The 20,506-nt window shown below is 74.8% G+C and carries 21 protein-coding genes; all 21 read left to right on the top strand.

Translation table 11 applies throughout. From position 1 onward, the window contains the following. Nucleotides 1-134: 134 nt before the first annotated feature. Complete coding sequence (locus tag AB0637_RS00640; protein ID WP_366169195.1) at nucleotides 135-404, top strand: hypothetical protein; 270 nt, start codon at nucleotides 135-137, stop codon at nucleotides 402-404. Nucleotides 405-455: 51 nt separating this feature from the next. Next, a complete protein-coding gene (ftsY, locus tag AB0637_RS00635) occupies nucleotides 456-1,643 on the top strand; it encodes a signal recognition particle-docking protein FtsY (protein WP_366169194.1) in 1,188 nt (395 codons plus the stop codon). 162 nt (nucleotides 1,644-1,805) lie between these two features. Then, on the top strand, nucleotides 1,806-3,176 hold the full coding sequence (locus AB0637_RS00630) for an ammonium transporter (RefSeq protein ID WP_366169193.1): 1,371 nt from the start codon (nucleotides 1,806-1,808) through the stop codon (nucleotides 3,174-3,176). Further along, nucleotides 3,173-3,511, top strand: coding sequence for a P-II family nitrogen regulator (locus AB0637_RS00625; protein ID WP_366169192.1), 339 nt, complete (start codon nucleotides 3,173-3,175; stop codon nucleotides 3,509-3,511). Before AB0637_RS00630 ends, AB0637_RS00625 begins: the two co-directional genes overlap by 4 nt. A 19-nt stretch (nucleotides 3,512-3,530) precedes the next feature. Next, nucleotides 3,531-5,948 carry a [protein-PII] uridylyltransferase gene (locus AB0637_RS00620; protein ID WP_366169475.1) on the top strand — a complete coding sequence of 806 codons (2,418 nt, stop codon included), beginning with the start codon at nucleotides 3,531-3,533 and terminating at the stop codon, nucleotides 5,946-5,948. Nucleotides 5,949-6,006: 58 nt separating this feature from the next. Next, a complete protein-coding gene (locus AB0637_RS00615; RefSeq protein WP_366169191.1) occupies nucleotides 6,007-7,455 on the top strand; it encodes an amino acid permease in 1,449 nt (482 codons plus the stop codon). After that, entirely contained in the window at nucleotides 7,452-8,852 is a 1,401-nt protein-coding gene (locus tag AB0637_RS00610) for an NtaA/DmoA family FMN-dependent monooxygenase (RefSeq protein ID WP_366169190.1), read from the top strand. Before AB0637_RS00615 ends, AB0637_RS00610 begins: the two co-directional genes overlap by 4 nt. 52 nt (nucleotides 8,853-8,904) lie before the next feature. Beyond that, the gene (gene ffh / locus AB0637_RS00605) at nucleotides 8,905-10,470 is read left to right on the top strand and encodes a signal recognition particle protein (protein WP_366169189.1); all 1,566 of its coding nucleotides are present in this window, start codon (nucleotides 8,905-8,907) and stop codon (nucleotides 10,468-10,470) included. Nucleotides 10,471-10,477: 7 nt separating this feature from the next. Continuing rightward, on the top strand, nucleotides 10,478-11,575 hold the full coding sequence (locus AB0637_RS00600; RefSeq protein ID WP_366169188.1) for an amidohydrolase family protein: 1,098 nt from the start codon (nucleotides 10,478-10,480) through the stop codon (nucleotides 11,573-11,575). Between the two features lie 127 nt (nucleotides 11,576-11,702). After that, nucleotides 11,703-12,095 carry a 30S ribosomal protein S16 gene (rpsP, locus tag AB0637_RS00595; protein WP_366169187.1) on the top strand — a complete coding sequence of 131 codons (393 nt, stop codon included), beginning with the start codon at nucleotides 11,703-11,705 and terminating at the stop codon, nucleotides 12,093-12,095. A 4-nt stretch (nucleotides 12,096-12,099) separates the two neighbouring features. Continuing rightward, on the top strand, nucleotides 12,100-12,339 hold the full coding sequence (locus AB0637_RS00590; RefSeq protein WP_366169186.1) for an RNA-binding protein: 240 nt from the start codon (nucleotides 12,100-12,102) through the stop codon (nucleotides 12,337-12,339). Between the two features lie 111 nt (nucleotides 12,340-12,450). Next, nucleotides 12,451-12,972 (top strand): ribosome maturation factor RimM, encoded by a 522-nt coding sequence (rimM, locus tag AB0637_RS00585; protein WP_366169185.1) that lies wholly within the window; start codon nucleotides 12,451-12,453, stop codon nucleotides 12,970-12,972. Then, complete coding sequence (gene trmD / locus AB0637_RS00580) at nucleotides 12,972-13,790, top strand: tRNA (guanosine(37)-N1)-methyltransferase TrmD (RefSeq protein WP_366169184.1); 819 nt, start codon at nucleotides 12,972-12,974, stop codon at nucleotides 13,788-13,790. Before rimM ends, trmD begins: the two co-directional genes overlap by 1 nt. Nucleotides 13,791-13,947: 157 nt before the next feature. Further along, nucleotides 13,948-14,307 carry a 50S ribosomal protein L19 gene (gene rplS, locus AB0637_RS00575; RefSeq protein WP_366169183.1) on the top strand — a complete coding sequence of 120 codons (360 nt, stop codon included), beginning with the start codon at nucleotides 13,948-13,950 and terminating at the stop codon, nucleotides 14,305-14,307. 135 nt (nucleotides 14,308-14,442) lie between these two features. Further along, entirely contained in the window at nucleotides 14,443-15,132 is a 690-nt protein-coding gene (gene lepB, locus AB0637_RS00570) for a signal peptidase I (protein ID WP_366169182.1), read from the top strand. Then, complete coding sequence (lepB, locus tag AB0637_RS00565; RefSeq protein ID WP_366169181.1) at nucleotides 15,129-15,875, top strand: signal peptidase I; 747 nt, start codon at nucleotides 15,129-15,131, stop codon at nucleotides 15,873-15,875. The genes lepB (AB0637_RS00570) and lepB (AB0637_RS00565) overlap by 4 nt, the downstream gene beginning before the upstream one ends. Beyond that, entirely contained in the window at nucleotides 15,872-16,744 is an 873-nt protein-coding gene (locus AB0637_RS00560; protein WP_366169180.1) for a ribonuclease HII, read from the top strand. Before lepB (AB0637_RS00565) ends, AB0637_RS00560 begins: the two co-directional genes overlap by 4 nt. A gap of 7 nt (nucleotides 16,745-16,751) precedes the next feature. After that, a complete protein-coding gene (locus AB0637_RS00555) occupies nucleotides 16,752-17,078 on the top strand; it encodes a DUF2469 domain-containing protein (RefSeq protein ID WP_366169179.1) in 327 nt (108 codons plus the stop codon). Between the two features lie 270 nt (nucleotides 17,079-17,348). Beyond that, a complete protein-coding gene (locus AB0637_RS00550) occupies nucleotides 17,349-17,708 on the top strand; it encodes a YraN family protein (protein ID WP_366169178.1) in 360 nt (119 codons plus the stop codon). After that, nucleotides 17,708-19,261 carry a YifB family Mg chelatase-like AAA ATPase gene (locus tag AB0637_RS00545; protein WP_366169177.1) on the top strand — a complete coding sequence of 518 codons (1,554 nt, stop codon included), beginning with the start codon at nucleotides 17,708-17,710 and terminating at the stop codon, nucleotides 19,259-19,261. Before AB0637_RS00550 ends, AB0637_RS00545 begins: the two co-directional genes overlap by 1 nt. After that, nucleotides 19,258-20,406, top strand: a complete 1,149-nt coding sequence (gene dprA / locus AB0637_RS00540; protein WP_366169176.1) for a DNA-processing protein DprA — start codon at nucleotides 19,258-19,260, stop codon at nucleotides 20,404-20,406. Before AB0637_RS00545 ends, dprA begins: the two co-directional genes overlap by 4 nt. The last annotated feature ends 100 nt before the right edge of the window (nucleotides 20,407-20,506 follow it).

Genomic DNA, 20,506 nt, shown 5'->3' with positions numbered 1-20,506 from the left:
ACGACGCCGCGTGCCGGGTGGTGCCTGCGTGACCGCCGGGGCAGGGTGGCTGACGTGACGAGCGTCCACCGGGTCCCGGTCCCGGTGACGGTTCGAGGTCTTCCGGGTCTGACTTCTTGGGTGGTGGTGCGGTGATGGTGACGACTCTGCTGGTGACGTTCGCGGTGACGGTGGGGCTGGCCGTCGTCGTCCTGCTGACGGTGGCGGCGCCGAGCCTGCGCCGCCGTGGCAGCCGGACGATGGCGCGCCTGGACGCCTGGGCCGAACGGCTCCTGCCGGTCCTGCGCCACCACCGCGCCCGGCTCGCCGTCGAGGCCGGTCAGGCCCGGACCCGTGTCGCCGACCGCCTCGAGGCCCAGCGTCGCGGCGCCCGCGACGAGCACCGGGCGGCCCGCGCCCGCTGAGGCGGCCCGGCGGTCGGGCGGTCTGCGCCCGGTCTGGGAAGATCGGGGCTCGTGGAGACAGTCGAGATCGTCATCGGCCTCATCGCCGTCATCGCCCTCGCGGGGGTCGGTGCGGTGGTCGGCCTCGTCCGGCCGCGCCGCCGCCGTCGTTCCCTCCCGCCCCGCCCGGGGCAGCAGGCGGGGTTGAAGGGGGACTGGCGCGACGGCGAGGAACCCCTCCCGGGCGTCGGTGACGACGCCGAGGTCCCGCGCGACAGCGCCACGCGCACCGTCGAGGACGTCGGCCTGCCCGACGGACCCGTCGTCGAGCGCCCCGCCCCCGTCCTGGGCCGGCTGGTCCGGCTGCGCGAACGCCTCGCCCGGTCCAACTCCGCCCTCGGCCAGGGGCTGCTGGCCCTGCTGTCCCGCGACACCCTCGACGAGGCGACGTGGGAGGAGGTCGAGGACACCCTCCTGCTCGCCGACCTCGGGGTCGAGCCGACGACGCGCATCGTCGACGCGCTGCGCGAGCGCGTGAAGGTCCTCGGCACCCGCGACCCCGCGCACCTGCGCGAGCTGCTGCGCGAGGAGCTCCTCACGGCCATCGGGCCGGACATGGACCGCACCCTGGCCACCGAGCGGCAGGGCAGCCGTCCCGCGGTCGTCATGGTCGTCGGCGTCAACGGCACCGGGAAGACGACGACGGTCGGCAAGCTGGCGCGCCTGCTCGTCGCCCAGGACAAGGACGTCGTCCTCGGCGCGGCCGACACCTTCCGCGCCGCGGCCGCCGAGCAGCTCGCCACCTGGGGGGACCGGGTCGGGGTGCCGACGGTCCGCAGCGACCGCGACGGCGCCGACCCCGCGGCCGTCGCCTTCGACGCCGTCAAGCAGGGCACCGAGGCCGAGGTGGACGTCGTCATCATCGACACCGCGGGCCGCCTGCAGAACAAGGTCGGGTTGATGGACGAGCTCGGCAAGGTCAAGCGCGTCGTCGAACGGCACGGACCCGTCGACGAGGTCCTGCTCGTCCTGGACGCGACCACCGGCCAGAACGGCCTGCGCCAGGCCGCCGTCTTCTCCGAGGTCGTCGACGTCACCGGCATCGTGCTCACCAAGCTCGACGGCACGGCCAAGGGCGGCATCGTCGTCGCCGTCCAGCAGTCCCTCGGCGTGCCGGTCAAGCTCGTCGGCCTCGGTGAGGGGGCCGACGACCTCGCGCCCTTCGAGCCCGAGGCCTTCGTCGACGCGCTCCTCAGCTGAGCGCCGGGTCGAACGGGCGGGCGCGTTACCTGAAGTTCACACGGGCGGGCGCCCCGTCACACGGGTGAAACACGTCGCGCGAAGGGATGTAACGAGAGCAGGCCACGGTGGTCCCGTTCTCGACCCCCTCTCTCGCCGGCCCCGCCGGCCTCGCGGAAGGCCATGTTGCCCATGGACTCGGCCCTGAACTCAGGTGACACCGCCTGGATCCTGACCAGCTCGGCGCTCGTGCTGCTCATGACCCCCGGCCTCGCGCTCTTCTACGGCGGCATGGTCCGCGCCAAGAGCGTGCTCAACATGATGATGATGAGCTTCGGCGCCCTCGGCCTCATCGGGGTGCTGTGGGTCCTGTGGGGCTACTCGATGTCCTTCGGGAACGACGTCGGCCTCGGCCTGCTCGGCAACCCGCTGGAGTACTTCGGCCTCACCGGCCTCATGGGTGAGGACTCCGCGGCCACCTACCCGGCCATGGCGTTCGTCGCCTTCCAGGCCGTCTTCGCCATCATCACGGTCGCCCTCATCTCCGGCGCCATCGCCGACCGCGCCCGCTTCGGCGCGTGGATGGTCTTCGCGGCCGTCTGGTCGACCGTCGTCTACTTCCCGGTCGCCCACTGGGTGTTCGCCTTCACCTCCTCCGACGGCTCCGTCGTCGGCGGCTGGATCGCCAACACCCTCAAGGCCGTCGACTTCGCCGGCGGGACCGCGGTCCACATCAACGCCGGTGCGGCCGGTCTGGCCCTGGCCATCGTCCTCGGCAAGCGCCGCGGGTTCGGCCGCGACCCGATGCGCCCGCACAACCTGCCGCTGGTCATGCTCGGCGCGGGTCTGCTGTGGTTCGGCTGGTTCGGCTTCAACGCCGGGTCGGCGCTGGCCGCCGGCAACACCGCCTCGGTCGTGTTCGTCAACACGCTCGTCGCCACCTCGGCCGCGATGCTCGGCTGGCTGCTCACCGAGCGGATCCGCGACGGCCACGCCACCTCCCTCGGTGGTGCCTCCGGTGCGGTCGCGGGCCTCGTCGCCATCACGCCCGCCTGCTCGGCCGTCAACCCGGTCATGGCCATCGTCCTCGGCGCCCTCGCCGGTGTCTTCTGCGCCCTGGCCGTCGGCCTGAAGTACAAGCTCGGCTACGACGACTCCCTCGACGTCGTCGGCGTCCACCTCGTCGGCGGCGTGTGGGGCACCATCGCCATCGGCTTCTTCGCCACCCCGTCCTCGCCGGCCGTCAAGGGCGGCTACGGCGCGGGCCTGTTCTTCGGCGGCGGTGTCGACCAGCTCTGGCGCCAGGTCGTCGGGGCGCTCGCGGTCCTGGCGTTCTCCTTCGTCGCCACCTGGATCATCGGCACGATCATCCAGAAGACGATGGGCTTCCGGCTCGACGAGGAGGACGAGGTGGCCGGCATCGACCAGGCCGAGCACGCCGAGTCCGGCTACGACTGGGGCACGCTGACCGCCGGTGGAGGCCGGGTGGCCGGTTCCCCGGCCCGCCCGACCGACGCCCGTCACTCGTCCGGAAGTTCGGAGGTCTCCGCATGAAGCTGCTCACCGCCATCATCAAGCCGCACAAGCTCGACGACGTGAAGTCGGCCCTCGAGGCGTACGGCATCCAGGGTCTGACCATCTCCGAGGCCTCCGGCTACGGCCGGCAGCGCGGGCACACCGAGGTCTACCGGGGCGCCGAGTACACCGTCGACCTCGTGCCGAAGGTCCGCGTGGAGGTCCTCGTCGACGACGTGGACGCCCACGACGTCGTCGAGGTCGTCGTCAAGAGCGCCCAGACCGGGCGGATCGGTGACGGCAAGGTCTGGACGCAGCCGGTCGACGACGTCGTCCGGGTCCGGACCGGCGAGCACGGTCCCGACGCGCTCTGACCCACCCGCACCAACCCTCCTGGAGGTCACCCCCCATGGACGCTCCCGTGGCAGGTCCGCGCTGAGCGCGGACCTGCGCACCGAGCGACTCGCGCTCGCGGTGCGGGCCGGTAGACCCGGCCCGCACCGCCGCGCCGAGCTGGTCCAGCTCGTGGAGTCCCGGTTGCGCGACGTGTGGGACCAGGCCGTCGAACCCCTCGACGGCACGGTCGGCCCGCTGGGGGAGGGATCCGGCGTCGCGCTCGCGTGCGTCGGGTCCCTGGCCCGCCGCGACGCCGGCCCCGCCAGCGACGTGGACCTCGTCCTGCTGCACGACGGCCGGGCCCTGAGCCGCGACGACATCGCCGCTCTCGCCGACCGCATCTGGTACCCGTTGTGGGACAACGGCTTGCGTCTGGACCACTCGGTCCGCACCGCCAAGGAGTGCCGCGAGGTCGCCGCCGCCGACCTCGCCGCCGCGACCGGCCTGCTCGACCTGCGGGTCGTCGCCGGCGACGGCGGGCTCGTCGCCCGCACCCGCGGCCACCTGCTCGACGACTGGCGCGGCGGGGCCCGCCGCCGGTTGCCGCAGGTCCTCGACTCCCTCGCCGAACGCGCCACGCGCTTCGGGGAGGTCGCCTACCTGCTCGAACCGGACCTCAAGGAGGCCCGGGGCGGCCTGCGCGACGCCATCACCCTGCGCGCGCTCGCGGCCAGCTGGCTCACCGACCGTCCCCACGGCGCCGTCGACGAGGCCCACACCCTCCTGCTCGACGTCCGCGACGGCCTGCAGGCCTCCTCCGGCCGCCCCGGGGACCGGCTCCTGCTCGCCGAGCAGGACGCCACCGCCGTCGTCTGCGGGTTCGCCGACGCCGACCTGCTGCTCGCCGCCGTCGCCCAGGCCGCCCGCACCATCTCCGCGGCCGTCGACCTCACGACCCGGCGGGCCCGGCAGTCCGTGCCGACCCGCCGCTTCCGCGCCCAGGGCAAGCGCCCCCGGCTGCGCTCGCTGGGCCACGGGCTCGTCGAGCACGACGGCGAGGTCGTCCTGGGGGCCGGGGTCACCCCCGCCGACGACCCCGTCCTGCCGTTGCGCGCCGCCGCGACCGCCGTGCGCTCGGGGCTGCCCCTGTCGCCGGTGACGCTGGAGCACCTCGTCACCACGTGCCCGCCGCTGCCGGACCCGTGGCCCCCGACGGCCCGCGAGGCCCTGCTGGAACTGCTCGCCGCGGGACCGGCGCAGGTGCCCGTCTGGGAGTCCCTCGACATGGTGGGCCTGGTGGAGCGCTGGATCCCGGAGTGGACCGGCATCCGCAACCGCCCGCAGCGCAACGCCGTGCACCGCTGGACCGTCGACCGGCACCTCGTCGAGACGGCCGTGGCCGCCGGCCCCTTCCTGCGCGAGGTCGAACGCCCGGACCTGCTGCTGCTCGCCGCCCTGACGCACGACCTCGGCAAGCTGCCCGGCGCCCAGGACCACTCCCGCACGGGGGCGCCGCTGGCGCGCGCCGTCGCCACCCGCGCCGGGTTCAGCCCCGCCGACGTGGAGGTGGTCGGCCGGCTCGTCGCCGAGCACCTGACCCTCGTCGACCTCGCCACCCGCCGCGACCCCGACGACCCGCAGACCGTGGCGGCGCTCGTCGAGGCCGTCGACGGCCGGCTCGAGACGCTGCACCTGCTGCGCTCGCTCACCGAGGCCGACGCCCGGGCCGCCGGCCCGGCCGCCTGGTCCCCGTGGCGCGCACGGCTCGTCGACGGCCTCGTCGCCCGGGCCACGAAGTCGCTGGCGGGGGAGGCCGCCCCCGGGCCGGCCCCCTTCGACGCCGACGAGCAGGCGCTCGCCGCCGCCACGGCCGCCGACGGGCGGACCCGCGTCGACGTCCGGGAGGTCGACGGGTTCTACGTCGTCACCGTCGTCGCCCCCGACCGCACGGGCGTGTTCGCCGACCTGGCCGGGTTGCTGGCCGGGCACCGGTTCCTCGTCCGCTCCGCCCTCGTCCGCACGCTCGAGGGCGTGGCTGTGGACTCGTGGTGGGTGGAGTCGCCCACGGGCGAACCGCCGTCTCCGGAACTGCTGCGGCAGAGCCTGGACCGCATCGTCAGCGGGGACGTCACCCTGCTCGAGCGGCTCGCCGCCCGCGACGCCCAGACCCGCCGACCCGTCGGCGGGCCGCGGTCCCTCGTGGCGCACCCCCGCGTCGTCATCCTGCCCGGGGCCAGCGACCGCGCGACGGTCCTGGAGGTGCGCTGCGCCGACCGGCCCGGGCTCCTGCACGCCCTCGGCCGCGCCCTGGCCACCGAGCGCATCGACATCCGCTCCGCGCACGTCGCCACGTACGCGGCGCAGGCCGTCGACGTCCTCTACCTCGCGGAGCCGACGGGGGAACGGCTCTCGCCGCCGCGCGTGGCGATGGCCATCCAGGCGCTGTCGGACGCGGCGGAGGTCCCCGGCCCCTGAACCGCGCGGGTGGGGGCGACGGGTGGGGGCACCCCCGCCCGGCTGGGAGGATCCTCCGGTGACCGCACCCCCCACCGACCCCCTGGCCGGCCAGGACGTGCCGCCGCTGCGCCGCGACCTGCGCACCCGGCACCTGGTGATGATCTCCCTCGGCGGCGTCATCGGGTCCGGCCTGTTCATCTCCTCCGGCTACACGATCTACCAGGCCGGCCCGCTCGGGGCGGTCCTCGCCTACGGCGTCGGGGCCGTCGTGGCCTGGCTGCTCATGACGTGCCTGGGGGAGCTGGCCGTCCAGATGCCGGAGTCCGGCGGCTTCCACGTCTACGCCCACCGGACCCTCGGGCCCGCCACCGGGTTCACCACCGCCTGGCTGTACTGGCTCTGCTGGGTCGCGGCCATCGGGTCGGAGCTGACGGCCTCGGGGCTGCTCATGCAGCGGTGGTTCCCCGGCGTCCCCGTCTGGGTGTGGTGCGCGGTGTTCGCCGCCGTCCTGCTCGCCGTGAACCTCTCGCCCGTGCGCGTCTACGGCGACGCCGAGAGCCTCCTGGCGGGTGTCAAGGTCACCGCCGTCGTCGTCTTCATCGTCGTGGGGGCGCTCGCGATCGTGGGCGTGCGCGCCGACGGGCGACCGGCACCGCTGCTGAGCGGCTTCCACACCGCGGACGGCTACTTCCCGGCCGGGCTGGGCGGCGTCCTCGTCGCCACCCTGGCCGTCTTCTACGCCTTCTCCGGCACCGAGCTCATCGCCATCGCCGCCGGCGAGACCGACGACCCCGCCCCGGTCGTGCCGAAGGCCGTGCGGACGACGATGGTCCGCCTCGTCGTCTTCTTCGTCGGCGCCATCGTCGTCATGGCCGCGCTCGTGCCCTACGACCGGCTGGGCAGCGCGGACGAGTCGGTGGAGACGAGCCCGTTCGTCACCGTCTTCACGGCGTCCGGCATCCCGCACGCCGACGACGTCATCGCCGTCGTCATCATCACCGCGCTCCTGTCGGCCGGGTCCTCCGGGCTCTACGCGTGCTCGCGGCTGCTGCGGTCCCTGGCCCTGACGGGGGACCTGCCGGTGGCCTTCGCGCGCACCGGCCGCTCCCGCGTCCCGCTGCTGGCGGTCGTCGTGAGCCTGGGGGCCGGGCTCGTCTCGCTCGTCAGCTCCGTCGTGGCCCCCGGCACGGTGTACGTCGTGCTCGTCTCGGTGGCGGGGTTCGCCGTCGTCGCCGTCTGGGCCGTCATCGCCCTGGCCCAGGTGGCGCAGCGGCGCCGGCTCGTGGCCCTCGGCACCGACGTGCGCGACCTGCCCTACCGCGTCCGCTGGTACCCGGCGGCCCCCGTGCTCGTCGTCCTCGCCTGCGCCGTGGCCGTCGTCGCCTCGCTGGCCGACTCCGGTCAGCGGCTGGCGACCGTCATCGGCGTCGTCTTCACCGCCCTGTGCTACCTCGCCCACGCGCTGCTGTCGCGGCGCCGCCGGGCAGGAGCGAGTCCCGCACCCCGAACGGAGGTCAGCCGGTGAACGCCGAGCCGACGGAACCCACCCAGCTCGTCGTCGGGCTCTACGAACAGGCCAGCGTCGGCTGCGGGGGCGCCCCCGGGCTGTGGACGCACCCGGCCGACGACCGCGTCATGGTCAACTCCCTCGACCGCTGGCGGAACGTGGCCACCACCGCGGAGGAGGCCGGGCTGCACGCGCTCTTCCTCGCCGACGTGCTCGGTCTCTACGACGTCTACGAGGGGTCCCTCGACGCGGCCGTCGGCGAGGCCGTCGAGGCCCCGGCCAACGACCCGTTCGCCTACGTGCCGGCCCTGGCCGAGGTCGCGCGCCGGCTGGCCTTCGTCGTCACCGCCTCCACGACGTACGAGCACCCGTTCTCCCTGGCCCGCCGCTTCGCCACGCTGGACCACCTCACGGACGGCCGGATCGGCTGGAACGTCGTGACGAGCTACCTCGAGAGCGCGGCCCGCAACTTCGGCCTCGACGGGCAGCTGGCCCACGGCGACCGCTACGCGCGCGCCGACGAGTTCCTCGAGGTCGTCTACCGCCTGCTGGAGGGCAGCTGGGCCGACGACGCCGTCGTGGCGGACAAGTCCGTGCCCGTCTGGGCCCGTCCGGGGTCCGTCCGTCCCGTCCACTTCGAGGGCGAGCACTTCCGCGTCCACGGGCCGGCGCTGACCTCACCCTCCCCGCAACGGACCCCCGTCCTGTTCCAGGCTGGCTGGTCCCCGCGCGGGCGGGAGTTCGGAGCCCGGCACGGCGAGGTGCTGCTGCTGCCGAAGTCCGACCCCGCCGAGATCCGCGCCGGGCTCGACGACACCCGCGCCCGGGCGGCCGCCCTCGGACGCGTCCCCGGCGACGTCCGCGCGCTGGCCCTGGCGCGCGTCGTGGTGGGCCGCACGGCCGCGGAGGCGCAGGCCAAGCTCGAGGACCTGCAGAGCACGTACCGCCTGCGCGCGCAGCTGGTCTCGTACTCGGGGGACACGGGCATCGACATCGCCCGCTACGCCGACGACGAACCCCTCACCACCACGACGAACGGGCTGACGAGCTACGTCGTGCGCGGCGACGGGGACCGCCCGCTGACGGCGGGCGACGTCAAGCGCCGGTTCGCCTCCGTCGCCCGCGGCGGGGACCTCTTCTTCGTCGGCACCCCCGACGAGGTCGCCGAGGCGATGAGCCGGCACGCCGGCGCCGCCGGTCTGGACGGGTACCTGCTCAACCCGCTGCTCAGCCCCGGCACCCTGGACGACTTCGCCGAGCTGGTCGTGCCGGCCCTGGCCGCGCGCGGGGCCTTCGACCCGACCCCCAAGGAGGGCACGTTGCGGGCCCGGTTGCGCGCCGACGGCCGGGACCGCCTGCCGGCGGACTTCCCCGGGGCCCGGCACCGCTTCGGCCTCGAGGCTTCCGCCGGCTGAGCGTCGGCGCCGGGTCCCGCGGGGCCCGGCGCCGGTCGCTTAGGCTGTGGCCGTGTTCGCCACGCTCTCCGACCGTCTCACCGCCACGTTCAAGTCGCTGCGCGGCAAGGGGCGGCTGACCGAAGCCGACGTCGACGCGACCGTGCGGGAGATCCGCCGTGCGCTCCTCGACGCCGACGTCGCCCTGCCCGTCGTGCGGGACTTCACCACGCGCATCCGCGAGCGGGCGACCGGGGCGGAGGTCGTGGGGCACCTCAACCCGGCCCAGCAGGTCGTCAAGATCGTCAACGAGGAGCTCGTCGGCATCCTCGGCGGCGAGACGCGCCGCCTGCGCTTCGCCAAGAACCCGCCCACCGTCATCATGCTCGCGGGGCTGCAGGGTGCGGGGAAGACGACGCTGGCCGGCAAGCTCGGCCGCTGGCTCAAGGGCAACGGCAACCGCCCGCTGCTCGTGGCCTGCGACCTGCAGCGCCCCAACGCCGTCAACCAGCTGCAGATCACCGGTGAGCGCGCCGGGGTCGACGTGTTCGCCCCCGAACCCGGCAACGGTGTCGGGGACCCGGTCTCGGTCGCCCAGCGCGGCATCGAGCACGCCAAGCGGCACCACTACGACGTCGTCGTCGTCGACACCGCGGGCCGCACGGGTGTGGACGCCGAGATGATGCAGCAGGCGATCGACATCCGCACCGCCGTGCAGCCCGACGAGGTCCTCTTCGTCCTCGACGCCATGATCGGCCAGGACGCCGTCGCCACGGCCGAGGCGTTCCGCGACGGCGTCGGCTTCGACGGTGTCGTCCTCACCAAGCTCGACGGCGACGCCCGCGGTGGGGCGGCGCTGTCCGTGCGCCACGTCACCGGCCAGCCCGTCATGTTCGCCTCCACGGGCGAGAAGCTCGACGACTTCGAGCCGTTCCACCCCGACCGGATGGCCTCCCGCATCCTCGACATGGGCGACGTCATGTCGCTCATCGAGCAGGCCGAGAAGGCGTTCGACGCCGACCAGGCCCAGGCCATGGCGGCCAAGTTCGCGGCCGACGAGGACTTCACGCTCGACGACTTCCTCCAGCAGCTGCAGGCCGTCCGGAACATGGGCTCGCTGAAGAAGATGCTCGGGATGCTGCCGGGCATGGCCCAGATGCGCCAGCAGCTCGACGCCTTCGACGAGCGCGAGTTCGACCGCATCGAGGCGATGGTCCGCTCCATGACCCCGCTGGAGCGCCGCCAGCCGCGCATCATGAACGGGTCGCGTCGTGCCCGGGTGGCCGCCGGTTGCGGTCAGAGCGTCTCGGCCGTCAACGACATGCTCGAGCGGTTCGGGCAGGCGCAGAAGATGATGCGCTCGCTGAAGAACGGCCTCGGCGGCGGCGGGCTGCCCGGGATCCCGGGGATGCCCGGCGGCGGTGGCGCGTCCAAGAAGCAGAAGGCGCGGGTGGCGGCGTCCAAGGGCAAGAAGGGCAAGAGCGGCAACCCCGCCAAGCGCGCCGCGGAGGAGAAGGCGGCCGCCGAACGCGCTGCGGCGCAGCCCGGTTCGGCCTTCGGGCTGCCCGACCCCTCCCAGGGGTTCGACCCGGCCGACCTGAACCTGCCGAAGGGGTTCGACAAGTACCTCGGGCAGTGACGCCGCGGTGAGCGAGGCGCTGCACCTCAGCGGCCCGGTCCTCGTCGGTCTCGACGAGGTCGTCGAGCAGGCGTGGGTCGTCGGTGGCCGGGTGACGTTCTCCCGGCCCGCGGCGGCGTCGACGACGCGCCTGGACGGCTGGGTGCTGCCCGGACTCGTGGACGCGCACTGCCACGTCGGCATCGGCCCCCAGGGGTGGGTCGAGGACGACGTCGCCCGCGCCCAGGCCGTCGCCGACCGGGACGCGGGCGCGCTGCTGCTGCGCGACGCCGGGTCGGCGTCGCAGACGCGGTGGATGGACGACGTGGAGGACCTGCCGCGCATCGTCCGCGCCGGCCGGCACCTGGCCCGCACGCGGCGGTACCTGCGGGGCCTGGCGCACGAGATCGAACCCGAGGACCTCGTCGAGCACGTGCGCGTCGAGGCCCGCCGCGGTGACGGTTGGGTCAAGCTCGTCGGCGACTGGATCGACCGGGGGACCGGTGACCTCGCGCCGTGCTGGCCGGCCGACGTCCTGGCGGCCGGGGTCGCCGCCGCACACGAGCTCGGTGCCCGCGTCACCGTCCACCAGTTCGGCGGGGACGGTGTCGAGGACCTGCTCGCCGCCGGGGTCGACGGCATCGAGCACGGCACCGGGCTGCGGCCCGACCTGCTCCCGAGGCTCGCGGCCGCCGGCGTCGCCGTCGTGCCGACGCTCGTCAACATCGCGACGTTCCCCGGCATCGCCGACCGCGGGGAGCTCAAGTTCCCCGCCTACGCGGCGCACATGCGGGCGCTGCACGCGCGCCGGTACGAGAACGTCGCCGCGCTCCACGACGCCGGGGTGCCCGTCTTCGCCGGCACGGACGCCGGCAGCGTGCTGCCGCACGGCCTCGTCGTCGACGAGCTGCACGAGCTCGTGGCCGCCGGGCTGTCCCGGACGGCGGCCCTGGACGCCGCGACGTGGGCGGCCCGCCGCTGGCTCGGCCACCCCGCCCTGGAGGAGGGGGCCAGCGCCGACCTGCTCGTCGTCGGCGGCGACCCCCGCGCCGACCTCGGCGTGCTCCGGGACCCCGTCGTCGTGCTGCGCGGCCGTGTCGTGGGCGGTGCGCGACCTCTGGCATGATGGTCGGGCACTCGTTCGCCCAGGGACCCTCTCACCCGGGGCAGACGCGTCCCTGAACTGCCCGTGCCGGCGTCCCCACACCGGAGCGGTCCGTTCGACACTCCAGAACCGGGAGACACCCCACACCGTGGCTGTCAAGATTCGCCTCAAGCGCATGGGCCAGATCCGTGCGCCGTTCTACCGCATCGTCATCGCCGACTCGCGCAGCAAGCGCGACGGTCGCGCGATCGAAGAGGTCGGCCTGTACAACCCGATGACGGACCCCTCGACCATCGAGGTCAAGTCCGAGCGCGTGCAGTACTGGCTCGGCGTCGGCGCGCAGCCGACCGAGCAGGTCGCTGCGCTGCTCAAGGTCACGGGTGACTGGCAGAAGTTCAAGGGCCTGCCGGGCGCCGAGGGCACCTACCGCACCCCGAGCACCAACACCAAGCCCCCGCGGATCCCCGCCGGTGGTGCCGCCAAGGCCGCGTCCGCGCCGGCCGAGGCGCCCGCCGCCGACGCCCCGGCCGAAGAGTCCTGACGCGGTGCTCGCGGACGCACTCGAGCACCTGGTGCGCGGCATCGTCGGTCACCCCGACGACGTGCAGGTGACGTCGAAGACGTTGCGGCGCGGTGCCTTGCTCGAAGTTCGCGTGCACCCGGACGACCTGGGCCGGGTCATCGGCCGTGCCGGCCGCACGGCCAAGGCGCTGCGCACAGTCATCGGTGCGCTCGCCGGCGGCAAGGCGGTGCGCGTCGACCTCGTCGACGTGGACCGTCGCTGACGCTGCGACACCAGCTCGAGCACGGACACCAGCACCACCTCCGGACGCCGGGGTCGCGCACGCGGCCCCGGCGTCCTGCCGTTCCGCCCCAGCCATCCCGGAGGACTTGTCGTGGAGTACGTCGTCGCCCGCATCGGGCGCCCGCACGGGGTGCGCGGTGAGGTCACCGTCGAGGTCCGCACCGACGACCCCGACGAACGCTTCGTGCCGGGTGTGGTCCTGCGCACCGAACCGGCCCGTGGGCCGCTCACCGTCAGCGGCAAGCGCTGGCACAACGGCACCCTGCTCCTCACCTTCGAGGAGGTCGCCGACCGCTCCGCCGTCGAGGCGCTGCGCGACACCCTCCTGCTCGTCGACATCGACGACGAGGCCGAGGAGACCGACGACGCCTGGTACCCGCACCAGCTGCGCGGGATGGCCGCCGTGACGCTCACCGGGACGCCCCTGGGCACCGTGGCCGACCTGCTCACCGGGTCCGCGCAGGACGTCCTCGTCGTCACGGGCACCGACGGCCGCGAGGTGCTCGTGCCCTTCGTGCGCGCCATCGTCCCGACCGTCGACGTGCGCCGCCGCAAGGTCGTCCTGGCCCCGCCCGGCGGGCTCTTCGTCGAACTGCCGGGGGACGAGGGCTAGTGCGCCTCGACGTCGTCACGATCTTCGCCGACTACCTCGCGCCGCTGCAGCTGTCCCTCATCCGCAAGGCGCAGACCCAGGGCCTGCTCGACGTCCGGGTCCACGACCTGCGCGAGCACACCCACGACCGGCACCGCACGGTCGACGACACCCCGTACGGCGGGGGTGCCGGCCTGCTGATGAAGCCCGAACCGTGGGGCGAGGCGCTCGACGCGGTCCTGGCCGACCCGCCGGCCGGGGTTCGCGAGGAGGGACCCGTCCTCGTCGTCCCCTCGCCCGTGGGGGAGGTCTTCAGCCAGCGGGCGGCCGTCGAGCTCGCCGCCGAACCGTGGCTCGTCTTCGCCTGCGGCCGCTACGAGGGCATCGACGCCCGCGTCGTCGAGCACTACCGGACCCGGATCCGCGTCCGCGAGGTCTCCCTCGGCGACTACGTCCTCAACGGCGGCGAGGTCGCCGTCCTCGCGATCACCGAGGCCGTCGTCCGCCTCGTGCCGGGCGTCGTCGGCAACGCGGCCTCCCTGACGGAGGAGAGCCACGCGCCCGAGCACGACGGCCTGCTCGAGCACCCCGCGTACACCAAGCCCGCCTCGTGGCGCGGGCTGGACGTGCCGGCCGTCCTGGCCGGCGGCAACCACGGCGCCGTCGAGCGCTGGCGGCGCGACGAGGCGTTGCGGCGCACGGCGTCCCGGCGCCCCGACGTGGTGGAGCGGCTCGACCCGGAACGGTGCGACACGCGCGACCTCGCCGTCCTCGCCGAGCTGGGCTGGACCCCCGGTGATCACGGATTCCGTCCGAGGACCACCGCTGTGGCAGACTGATCAGCTGACACCAACGAGCCGCGACGGCCGGTGACCGCTGCCCCCGGGTGGCGGAGGGTGCGCCTGCCACAGGGGGCCAGCCCCACCGGACGCCCGTCGCGGGACCAACGCCTGTGCCGATGACCTGTGGCAACGACAGGGGAAGTGAGCCACCACCATGAACGTGCTCGACAGCATCGACGCAGCCCAGCTGCGCAGCGACATCCCGGAGTTCCGGGCCGGCGACACCCTCAAGGTGCACGTCAAGGTCATCGAGGGCACCCGCTCTCGTGTCCAGGTCTTCCAGGGCGTCGTCATCCGCCGCACCGGCGGCGGCATCCGCGAGGCCTTCACCGTCCGCAAGGTCTCCTTCGGCGTCGGCGTGGAGCGCACCTTCCCGCTGCACACCCCGGTCATCGAGAAGATCGAGGTCGTGACCCGCGGTGACGTGAAGCGCGCCAAGCTGTACTACCTGCGCGACCTGCGCGGCAAGGCCGCCAAGATCAAGGAGCGTCGCGACTCGACCAGCCGCGGCTGAGTCCAGTCAGCTCCACCACGAGCCGGGTCCCGTCGGGGCCCGGCTCGTGTCGTTCCGGACGGGTTCCCAGGGGGCCCGTCTAGACTCGCCCAGCCGCCCGACCGCGGCACGCAGTCCCCGTGAGGCAGGAGTTCCGTGACGACCACCCAGCCGCGGCCGTCGGTCCCTCCCGGTGGGTCCTCCGGTGACGCCGCCGGACGCCGCTCCTCCCGCGGAGGACGGGCCGTCCTCGTGCTGGCCATCGCCCTCCTGCTCGTCCTGCTGGTGCGGACCTTCGTCGTGCAGACCTTCTCGATCCCCTCGGACTCCATGACGCCGACGTTGCGGCCGGGGGAGCGCGTCCTGGTCTGGCGCGTCGGGGCCGGCGACGTGCAGCGCGGCGACGTCATCGTCTTCGACGGCACCGGCACCTTCACCGACGCGCCGCCGGCCCCGCAGGGCCTGGCGAAGGTCGGTGCGGGTGTGGCGGGCCTCCTGGGCTTCCGGCCCGGGGAGTCCGACTTCGTCAAGCGGGTCGTCGGCCTGCCGGGGGACCGCATCACGTGCTGCGACGCCCAGGGTCGCCTCCTCGTCGACGGCAAGCCCCTGGAGGAGCCCTACGTGCAGCCCGGGGACGCCGCGAGCGACGTCGCGTTCGACATCGAGGTGCCGCAGGGCCGACTGTGGGTGATGGGCGACCACCGCAGCGACTCGGTCGACTCACGCTCCCACCTCGGGTCACCGGGCGGGGGCACCATCGCCGTGGACGACGTCATCGGTCGCGTCGTCGCCATCACCTGGCCGCTCGACGCGGTCGGCACCGTCGGACGGGGGAGCGCTTCGTGAGCGCCGAGGACACCGAGCAGGACGCACCAGCCCCCGGACCCGCCCCACGGCGGCGCACCTCCGGCGGGATCGTGGGTGCCGTCCGCGAGACGGTCCTCGTCGTCGCCGTGGCGCTCGTCGTGTCGCTGGTCGTCAAGACCTTCCTGCTGCAGGCGTTCTTCATCCCCTCGCAGTCGATGGAGCAGACGCTCGACATCGGCGACCGCGTCGTCGTCAGCAAGCTCTCCCCGGGGCCGTTCGACCTGCACCGCGGGGACGTCGTCGTCTTCTCCGACCCCGGCGGCTGGTTGGGGCAGACGGCCCCGCCCCAGCGCGGTCCCGTGGGCAGCGTCGTCGCCGACGCCCTGACGTTCGTGGGGCTCCTGCCGGAGGACTCCGACGACCACCTCATCAAGCGCGTCATCGGCCTGCCCGGGGACCACGTCGTGTGCTGCGACGCCTCAGGGCGCCTGACGGTCAACGACACCCCCGTGGACGAGTCCGACTACCTCGCCAAGGGCGTCGCACCGAGCGAGACCGCCTTCGACGTCACCGTCCCCGCGGGGGAGTTGTGGGTGATGGGCGACAACCGCGCCGAGTCGGCGGACTCCCGCTACAACCGCGACAAGCCGCACGGCGGGTTCGTCCCGATCGACCTCGTCGTCGGGCGCGCCTACGCGGTCGTGTGGCCGCTCCCGCACTGGTCCTGGCTCGGGACCCCCGACGACTTCGACTCCGTCCCCGGCCGCACGGGGGCGAAGTGAGTCCCACCGCGCGCGTGCCGGTCCGCCGGCGGCCGGCGCCCTCGCCGGCCACCCCGCCCTCGCTGCGCCTGGAGCGGCAGTTCCTGCGCTCCGGGCACACCCTCGTCGCCGGGATGGACGAGGTCGGCCGGGGCGCGCTGGCCGGCCCCGTGAGCGTCGGCGTCCTCGTCGTGGACGCCGACACCCGCACCGCCCCGACGGGCCTGCGCGACTCCAAGCTGCTCACCCCGGCGGCCCGGGACGCCCTGGCGCCCAAGGTCCGCCGCTGGGCCGTGGCGTGGGCCGTGGGGCACACCGAACCGGACGAGATCGACGCCGTCGGGATCATCGCGGCCCTGAGGCTGGCCGGGCGGCGCGCCCTGGCCCAGCTGCCGGTCCGGCCCGACCTCGTCATCCTCGACGGCAACCACGACTACCTCAGCGATCCGCGCGAGCCGTCCCTGCTCGACGAGCTCGACGGCCCCGACGGGGGCGGCGCGCCGGTCCCGCCGTGGGACGCACCGGCCGTGACCACCCGGATCAAGGCGGACATGTCGTGCGCGGCCGTCGCCGGGGCGAGCGTCCTGGCCAAGACGACGCGGGACGCGGTGATGGGGCAGCGGCACGCGCTGTTCCCGCAGTACGGGTGGGCCGGCAACAAGGGGTACAGCGCCCCCGACCACCTGCAGGCCCTCGCCGAGCACGGCAGCTGCGAGCAGCACCGGCGCAGCTGGCGGCTGCCCGGTCTGGCGGTGCCCGCACCGCGGGTCGACCCCCGTCCCGGCCCCCGTCCCGAAGGGGCGTCCCCGGAGGCGTTGGACCTCGGACTGCTGCAGGACGAGGCGTTCGCCGACCTCACCTCCCACACCTCGGGTGCCCGCCAGGCATGATGGTCTCGTGAGCGCCGAGGACCTGGAGAACTACGAGACCGAGATGGAGCTGCAGCTCTACCGCGAGTACCGGGACGTCGTCTCGCTGTTCTCGTACGTGGTGGAGACCGAGCGCCGCTTCTACCTCGCCAACTCGGTGGACCTGCAGGTGCGGACGGCCGACGGCGAGACGTACTTCGAGGTCACGCTGCACGACGCCTGGGTGTGGGACGTCTACCGCCCGGCCCGCTTCGTGCGCGACGTGCGCGTGGTGACGTTCAAGGACGTCAACGTCGAGGAGCTGCAGAAGCGCGACATCGAGGTCCCCGACGGGCCGGACCTGCGCGAGCGCTGACGGCGGCGTTGCGCCATCCAGGTGATGGATGGCGTGATCGGTAACGCTTGTGCACGCTCCGTCGATGTACCCGTGGGACGCGCCCCACTGCCGGGGGGTCGCTGGGGCGCGTTCCCTCTTCGTCCACCGCTCCCCGCGGTGCAGAGCACCTGTGGACGATGACGTCCGGTGCCGGACCGGTCTCCACAGGGTCGCCCCGTCCACACCCGGACGTCGTCCGCACCGCGGGCCCCGCCCACCGCCCCAGGCTGTCCGGCGGAGGTGGTGCACGTGAGCGCCAAGGACGCCGTGGGGCGGTACGGGGAACGGGTCGCGGCCCGGTGGCTGGCCGAGGCCGGCATGACGGTGCTGGAGCGGAACTGGCGGTGCCGGCACGGGGAGATCGACGTCCTGGCCCGCGACGGTGACGACCTCGTGGTCTGCGAGGTGAAGACCCGGCGCAGCACGAGCGCGGGCACGGCCGCCGAGGCCGTGACCCCCGACAAGCTGACCCGGTTGCAGGAGCTGGCCCAGGAGTGGCTCAAGGCCCACCCGGGGACCACCCCGGGCGGCGTCCGCTTCGACGTCCTGGCCGTCACCCCCGCCGAGCGGGGACCGGCCCGGGTCGAGCACCTGCGGGGGGTCTGCTGATGGCGCTCGCCCGCTCGCTCGCCGTCGGGCTGGTCGGTCTGGACGGGCACCTCGTCGAGGTCGAGGCCGACATCTCGCCCGGCATCCCCGCCTTCGTGCTCGTCGGACTGCCCGACGCGTCGCTGCACGAGGCCAAGGACCGTGTCCGCGCGGCCACGGCCAACTCGGGGTTCCCCCTTCCCCTGCAGCGCATCACGGTGAACCTGTCGCCCGCGACGCTGCCGAAGACGGGGTCCGCGTTCGACCTCGCCGTGGCGGTCGCGACGCTCACCGCCGCCGGTGTGCTGCCCCCCGAGGCGTCCGCCGAGACGGTGCACCTGGGGGAGCTGGGCCTGGACGGCAGCGTGCGGTCCGTCGACGGAGTCCTGCCCGCCGTGCTGGCGGCGGCCCGCGCCGGCGTGCGCCGCGTCGTCGTCCCGGAGGCGACGGCCGAGGAGGCCGCGCTCGTGCCGGGGGTGGCGGTGCGCGGGGTCCGCTGGCTGGCCGAGCTCGTCGCGGACTACCGCGGTGACCCGGCGCTGGACCTGCCCGACCCGCCCCGCGCCTTCGTCCCGCCCGAGCGGCCCCTCACGGGACGTCCGCTCGACCTCGCCGACGTCGTGGGGCAGAGCGAGGCGCGCTTCGCCCTCGAGGTGGCGGCCGCCGGCGGGCACCACCTGCTGATGAACGGGCCGCCGGGGGCCGGCAAGACGATGCTCGCGGCGCGCCTGCCCGGACTGCTGCCCGACCTGGAGGAGGAGGCCGCCCTGGAGGTGACCGCCGTGCACTCCGTCGCGGGGACGTTGCGCGGCCGTCCCGGTACGGCCCTCATCACGCGACCGCCCTACGAGGACCCCCACCACACGGCGTCGGTCGCCTCCGTGGTCGGCGGCGGCAGCGGTGTGCCGCGCCCCGGGGCGGTCTCCCGCGCCCACCGCGGGGTGCTCTTCCTCGACGAGGCACCCGAGTTCGAGGCGCGGGTGCTCGACGCGCTGCGCCAGCCGCTCGAGCAGGGTGAGCTCGTGCTGCACCGGGCGCGGGGCACGGCGCGCTACCCCGCCCGCTTCCAGCTGGTGCTGGCCGCCAACCCGTGTCCGTGCGGACGGGCGGTCGGCAAGGGGCTGGACTGCTCGTGCTCGCCCCAGGCGCGCCGCCGGTACGCGGCCAAGCTGTCCGGACCGCTGCTGGACCGGGTCGACGTCCAGCTGCAGGTCCAGGCCGTCACCCGGGCGGAGGTCGCCGAGGCCGTCGCCGGTGAGAGCACCGCGCTCGTCGCCGCGCGCGTCGCGGCGGCGCGGGCGGTCCAGGGCGAACGCCTGCGCCGCCACGGCGTCCGGACGAACGGCGAGCTCAAAGGCCCGCTCCTGCGCGGTCCCCTGCGCCTGCCCGCCGAGGTCACGCGCGACCTCGACCGCGCCCTGGACCGCGGGGTCCTCACGCTGCGGGGGGTCGACCGGGTCCTGCGGCTGGCCTGGACGGTCGCGGACCTGCGCGGTGGCGGTGCGCCCGGGCGTGACGACGTCGGCCGGGCCCTGGCCCTGCGCGGGGCGCTCAGCGCGGCGGTGGCCGCGTGAGCCGTGCCACCCCCTCCGCCCTGCGGGAAGCCCTGGAGGACGACCGGCTCGCGCGGGCTGCGTGGAGCCGGTTGGCCGAACCGGGGGACGTCGTGGCCGCCCGGCTCGTCGCCGAGGTGGGGGCCCCGCTGGCGCTGGAGGCCGTCGTCACCGGCCGCGGTCCGGACCGGTGGCGGACCCGGCTCGCCGACGTCGACCCGGCCGGTGACGTCGCGGCCGTGCGCGCCGCCGGGGGACGTGTCGTGGTCCCCGGGGACGCGGAGTGGCCGGCCGGGCTGGCCGACCTCGACCTCGACGCCACGGGGGAGCGGCCCCTGGGGGCCCCGTTCTGCCTGTGGGTGCGCGGCCCCGCACACCTGGCCGAGGTCAGCGCCCGCAGCGCCGCGCTCGTCGGCTCCCGCGCCGCGACGGCGTACGGGCAGCACGTGGCCGCCGACCTCGCCGTGGGGCTGGCCGACCGCGGGTTCGCCGTCGTCAGCGGGGGCGCCTTCGGCATCGACGCGGCCGCGCACCGCGCGGCCGTCGCCGTCGAGGGGACGAGCGTGGCGGTCCTGGCCTGCGGCGTGGACCGCAGCTACCCGCCCGGGAACACGGCCCTGCTGGCCCGGCTGGCCCAGACGGGGGCGCTCGTCTCGGAGGTCCCGCCGGGCAGCACGCCGACGCGCTGGCGCTTCCTGGAGCGCAACCGCCTGATCGCCGCGCTCACCCGCGGCACAGTCGTCGTCGAGGCGGCGTGGCGGTCGGGGGCCCTGTCGACCGCAGACCGCGCCGACCGCCTGCACCGCCCCGTGGGCGCCGTGCCCGGCCCCGTGACCTCCCCGGCCTCGGCCGGGTGCCACCGGCTGCTGCGCGACCGGGGCGCGGTCTGCGTCACGAGCGCCGAGGAGGTCGCCGAACTCCTCGGCGACCTCGGGGCCGAGGCGGTCACGGCGCCCACGGTCGCCCGGCGCCCCTTCGACGGGCTGGACCGCGAGGAGCTGCGGGTGGCCGAGTGCCTGCCGCGCCGCACCGGCGCCGGGCTCGACGCCGTGGCCCGGGACGCGGGTCTGGACGCGGCGGCCGTGCAGGCGCTGCTGGGTCGGCTGGAGCTGTCCGGCCACGCCGAGCGCACGGCCGACGGCTGGCGCCGGGCCGCCGGAGTCTGACCCCGCGCCGGTGACCGGACGGGAAAACCAGTGGGGGTGCGGGCGGCGGCTGCGTATCGTCGCTCTCCGTGCCTGACGCGGAAACCGTTGCCGTGCAGGC

Origin of the sequence: Kineococcus sp. NPDC059986 (assembly GCF_040702905.1) — a bacterium.
GTDB lineage: Bacteria > Actinomycetota > Actinomycetes > Actinomycetales > Kineococcaceae > Kineococcus.
This window is presented reverse-complemented; position numbering and strand designations above follow the sequence as displayed.

What these genes read in the sequence shown, in the direction of transcription:
- rplS (WP_366169183.1), top strand. Translation starts at nt 13,948, where the DNA reads ATGAACGTGCTCGACAGCATCGACGCAGCCCAGCTGCGCAGCGACATC.
- AB0637_RS00545 (WP_366169177.1), top strand. Translation starts at nt 17,708, where the DNA reads ATGGCGCTCGCCCGCTCGCTCGCCGTCGGGCTGGTCGGTCTGGACGGG.
- AB0637_RS00630 (WP_366169193.1), top strand. Translation starts at nt 1,806, where the DNA reads ATGTTGCCCATGGACTCGGCCCTGAACTCAGGTGACACCGCCTGGATC.
- AB0637_RS00640 (WP_366169195.1), top strand. Translation starts at nt 135, where the DNA reads ATGGTGACGACTCTGCTGGTGACGTTCGCGGTGACGGTGGGGCTGGCC.
- AB0637_RS00625 (WP_366169192.1), top strand. Translation starts at nt 3,173, where the DNA reads ATGAAGCTGCTCACCGCCATCATCAAGCCGCACAAGCTCGACGACGTG.